Genomic DNA, 3,176 nt, shown 5'->3' on the forward strand with positions numbered 1-3,176 from the left:
CGCTGCTGGCCGAACTCGACGACGAGTGGATGACCGGCAAGGTCTATCTCAACCTCAACCCGTAACCCCGGCGTCATGACCAACACCACGGAAATTTACAGAAAAAAGGTTGCACAACCCGTTTTTTGCCTTCTCAAACAATGCCGCTACAATCGCGCCGATACGCCTGAAGACGAATGCCTATGTACGAAGTGTTCATCGACGAGATGGAAGTGGTCGTCCCGGTGGGGCTCTGCCCGCACGAACGGCTGGCCCCGCAACGCTTACTCGTCTCCGTTCGCGCACGCGGCGCGCTGCCGATCCGTCCGCATGACCTCAGCGCGTGCATCGACTATTCGCTCGCCGTCGACCGCATCACCGCTTGGCACACGGAGCCCCACGTCGATCTCCTGGAATCGCTCGCCACCGAACTCGTCGACCACCTCTTTCGCCACGATCCGAAAATCGATTGGGTCGAGGTGACGCTTGCCAAACCAGATTTTTACCCAAACGCCCGCGCCGTAGGGGTGCGCATTGCGCACTCGCGTGACAGCTATGCGGCGCGCACGGCGTTATAATTATGAATTACGATCATTTCGTCGGAAGCAATCATGGCATTCGATCCGGTTCCGCTCTTCTTCGTACTGGGTTTTCTGGCGCGACTCGCGCGTTCTGACCTCAAAATCCCCGGACAACTCTACGAAGCCCTTTCGATCTATCTGCTCCTGGCGATCGGTCTCAAAGGCGGTGTGGAACTTGCCAAAGAGCCTTTCTTCGAAGTCGCACCCAAAGCAGGGGTAACGATCCTCTTGGGCGTGCTCATCCCGCTCGTTGCGTTTCCCATCCTCACCCGTTTGGGTCGACTGCCGCGGCCCGACGCCGCGTCGATCGCCGGTCATTACGGTTCGGTGAGCGCGGTGACGTTTGCGGTCGCGCTCGACTTTCTCCGCGCCAAAAACGTCCCATTCGAAGCGTACGCGCCGCTTTTCCTCGTCCTTCTTGAGATCCCCGGGATCATCGTCGGGATTCTTCTGGCGCGGATGGGTAACCTCCAAACCGTCCGCTGGGGACCACTCGCGCACGAGGTCCTTTTAGGGAAAAGTATCGTGCTCTTGGCAGGGGGACTCGTCGTGGGTTGGCTCGCCGGCCCCGAAAAGATCGCCCCGCTCGAACCGTTCTATTTCGTCGGCTTCAAAGGAGCGCTATCGCTCTTTCTCTTGGAAATGGGGCTCGTCGCGGCCGGGCAGATCGACGCGCTGAAGCGTGCCGGGGTATTTCTGACGGTTTTCGGTGTCGTGATGCCGCTCATCTCTGCTACCCTAGGATTCATCGCCGCGGCAATCGCCGGCCTTTCCGCAGGCGGCGCGATGCTGTTGGCAACGCTCGCCGCGAGCGCCTCCTACATCGCGGCCCCCGCAGCGATGCGCATCGCCGTGCCCGAAGCCAACCCGGCGCTCTCGATCGGCGCATCGCTCGTGGTCACCTTCCCCTTCAACATTCTGGTTGGCATCCCGCTGTATTATTTCGTATCCCAACAGATCATTGGATAACGAGATGAAAACGCGCGCTACCCGACAACTCGTCGTGATCATTGCCGAAGAAGCGATCGAAGGGCTGCTCACTACCGACGTGATGCGCCTGGGTGCCCATGGTTACAGCGTCTGCGAAGTCCGCGGTCAGGGCTCCCGCGGTTCCCGCAGCGGTGAATGGGAAGCCGCGAAAACGGTCCGCATCGAGGTACTCTGTTCGCCGGAAGTTGCCGACGCGATTCTCGATCACGTCCTGACCCACTACTTCCGCCATTATGCCGTGGTGGCTTATACGTTCGAAGTGGGCGTGTTACGACCGGAGAAGTTTTGAACCCCTTCAGCGTTCCTTGGCACGAAAACAGATCGTCGGTATGCAAGGGATGGCGGAGGCGGTGAGATTCGAACTCACGAGGGGCGCAAACCCCTGGCGGTTTTCAAGACCGCTGCCTTAAACCACTCGGCCACGCCTCCGATCGGGCGCAATTGTACCGTAAAACCTCACACCAACGCGACATCTTCGCCGCGCCCCAATTCGGCAGTCAGCGCGGCACGCATCGTTTCGCATGTCGCAACGGCCCGAACGGACGGGCGATTGCGGACGCGTCGACCCCAGTAGGGCTCAGGAAAATGGGGATCGTCTCGGTAGCGAGGGATCACATGCCAATGCAGGTGCGGCACCACGTTCCCGAACGCAGCCAGATTGACCTTGTCGGGTTGCGCCTCCGCGCGGAGGGCACGCTCGACGCCCCATAAAATCCGCCACAGATGGTTCGCCTCAGCCCAGGAAAGATCGGTCATCTCCTCGACGTGCCGCTGCCAGATCACACGGAGATATCCCGGATACTCGGGATCTTGCACCCATACGACGCGACACATTCGGTTTTGCCAAACGATGGGCAACACTTCTGACGCACACAAGGGACAAGGTGGAGGCATCGCAAACGACCTGCTGACAACGCGCAGTGATCAGTATAATCTCTGTATATCCATCTTTGCTACCGTGCACGTTCCATGGCCAACGACAAATCCGGTTTTACGCCCTTAGAGTGGCGTCCGCAACTCGCGGTGGGTCATGAAAAGATCGACAAAGACCACAAGCGGTTGATCGAACTCATCAACGAGGTGCAATCCCTCTTTGTCACGCATGCCTCGATGGGGGTGCTTACGCTTGCGCTCGACGCGCTTCACGACTACACGCGTGATCACTTTGCGCGTGAAGAGTCGGTCATGCGAAAAATTGACTACCCCCACTTTCACAAGCACGCGCAAGCCCACGAAACGCTCGTCCGGCGCCTCAACGACCTGACCGAAAAGATCCTGCTGGCCCACTCCCAACAAACCTCAGCCGATAGTCTACCCAAGGAAAATAAAGAAGCGCGGTTGTGTACCATCCTTTCTGTAAATTCCGTTTAGCGCCTCTGGCAGGAAGTGCGCGGCGCTTGGTCTGACGCCATGACTTCGAGAAAGGAGTATGCCCATCATGGCGATGCGTGTCGAAACCAATCCTTTGGAAATGGCTTATGCTGTGTTGCTCGAACACGGACTCGATGGTGCCGGCGAGGCTCTGCGCATCCTCGTCAATGAAGCCGCCAAGATCGAACGATCCCAGTTCCTTGGAGCGGCGCCCTATGAACGTAGTGAGCGACGGCGTGACTACGCCAACGGGTA

Annotated in this window: 5 protein-coding genes, 1 tRNA gene and 1 pseudogene; 5 read left to right on the plus strand and 2 right to left on the minus strand. The window is 58.8% G+C overall.

Features of this window, described 5'->3' with window-relative positions:
* The first annotated feature begins 182 nt into the window (after positions 1 to 182).
* The 3 genes from EPD82_RS11715 to EPD82_RS11725 are packed head-to-tail and all read left to right on the plus strand — an operon-like array spanning position 183 to position 1,839.
* Positions 183 to 557, plus strand: coding sequence for a dihydroneopterin aldolase (locus EPD82_RS11715; protein WP_170210840.1), 375 nt, complete (start codon positions 183 to 185; stop codon positions 555 to 557).
* Positions 558 to 590: 33 nt separating this feature from the next.
* Positions 591 to 1,529 carry a sodium-dependent bicarbonate transport family permease gene (locus tag EPD82_RS11720; protein ID WP_055424391.1) on the plus strand — a complete coding sequence of 313 codons (939 nt, stop codon included), beginning with the start codon at positions 591 to 593 and terminating at the stop codon, positions 1,527 to 1,529.
* A 4-nt stretch (positions 1,530 to 1,533) separates the two neighbouring features.
* Positions 1,534 to 1,839: a P-II family nitrogen regulator gene (locus EPD82_RS11725; RefSeq protein ID WP_055424392.1), complete on the plus strand. Its 306-nt coding sequence runs from the start codon at positions 1,534 to 1,536 to the stop codon at positions 1,837 to 1,839.
* 50 nt (positions 1,840 to 1,889) lie between these two features.
* On the opposite strand, the gene EPD82_RS11730 is transcribed toward EPD82_RS11725, so the two are convergent.
* Positions 1,890 to 1,979: transfer RNA gene (locus tag EPD82_RS11730), tRNA-Ser, on the minus strand.
* Between the two features lie 27 nt (positions 1,980 to 2,006).
* Positions 2,007 to 2,444 (minus strand): HIT family protein, encoded by a 438-nt coding sequence (locus tag EPD82_RS11735; RefSeq protein ID WP_119335639.1) that lies wholly within the window; start codon positions 2,442 to 2,444, stop codon positions 2,007 to 2,009.
* Between the two features lie 75 nt (positions 2,445 to 2,519).
* Between EPD82_RS11735 and EPD82_RS11740 the strand changes: the two genes are divergently transcribed.
* Together EPD82_RS11740 and EPD82_RS11745 are read left to right on the plus strand one after the other, a co-directional pair.
* The gene (locus EPD82_RS11740; RefSeq protein WP_141056748.1) at positions 2,520 to 2,921 is read left to right on the plus strand and encodes a bacteriohemerythrin; all 402 of its coding nucleotides are present in this window, start codon (positions 2,520 to 2,522) and stop codon (positions 2,919 to 2,921) included.
* Between the two features lie 67 nt (positions 2,922 to 2,988).
* Positions 2,989 to 3,176: pseudogene (locus tag EPD82_RS11745) on the plus strand (IS256 family transposase); the annotation flags it as partial.

The organism is Tepidiphilus succinatimandens (genome assembly GCF_006503695.1).
GTDB classification, from domain to species: Bacteria; Pseudomonadota; Gammaproteobacteria; order Burkholderiales; family Rhodocyclaceae; genus Tepidiphilus; species Tepidiphilus succinatimandens.

Excerpts from the sequence above, each read along its gene's own strand:
- EPD82_RS11725 (WP_055424392.1), top strand. The coding sequence starts at position 1,534 with ATGAAAACGCGCGCTACCCGACAACTCGTCGTGATCATTGCCGAAGAA.
- EPD82_RS11715 (WP_170210840.1), top strand. The coding sequence starts at position 183 with ATGTACGAAGTGTTCATCGACGAGATGGAAGTGGTCGTCCCGGTGGGG.
- EPD82_RS11720 (WP_055424391.1), top strand. The coding sequence starts at position 591 with ATGGCATTCGATCCGGTTCCGCTCTTCTTCGTACTGGGTTTTCTGGCG.
- EPD82_RS11740 (WP_141056748.1), top strand. The coding sequence starts at position 2,520 with ATGGCCAACGACAAATCCGGTTTTACGCCCTTAGAGTGGCGTCCGCAA.
- EPD82_RS11735 (WP_119335639.1), bottom strand. The coding sequence starts at position 2,444 with ATGCCTCCACCTTGTCCCTTGTGTGCGTCAGAAGTGTTGCCCATCGTT.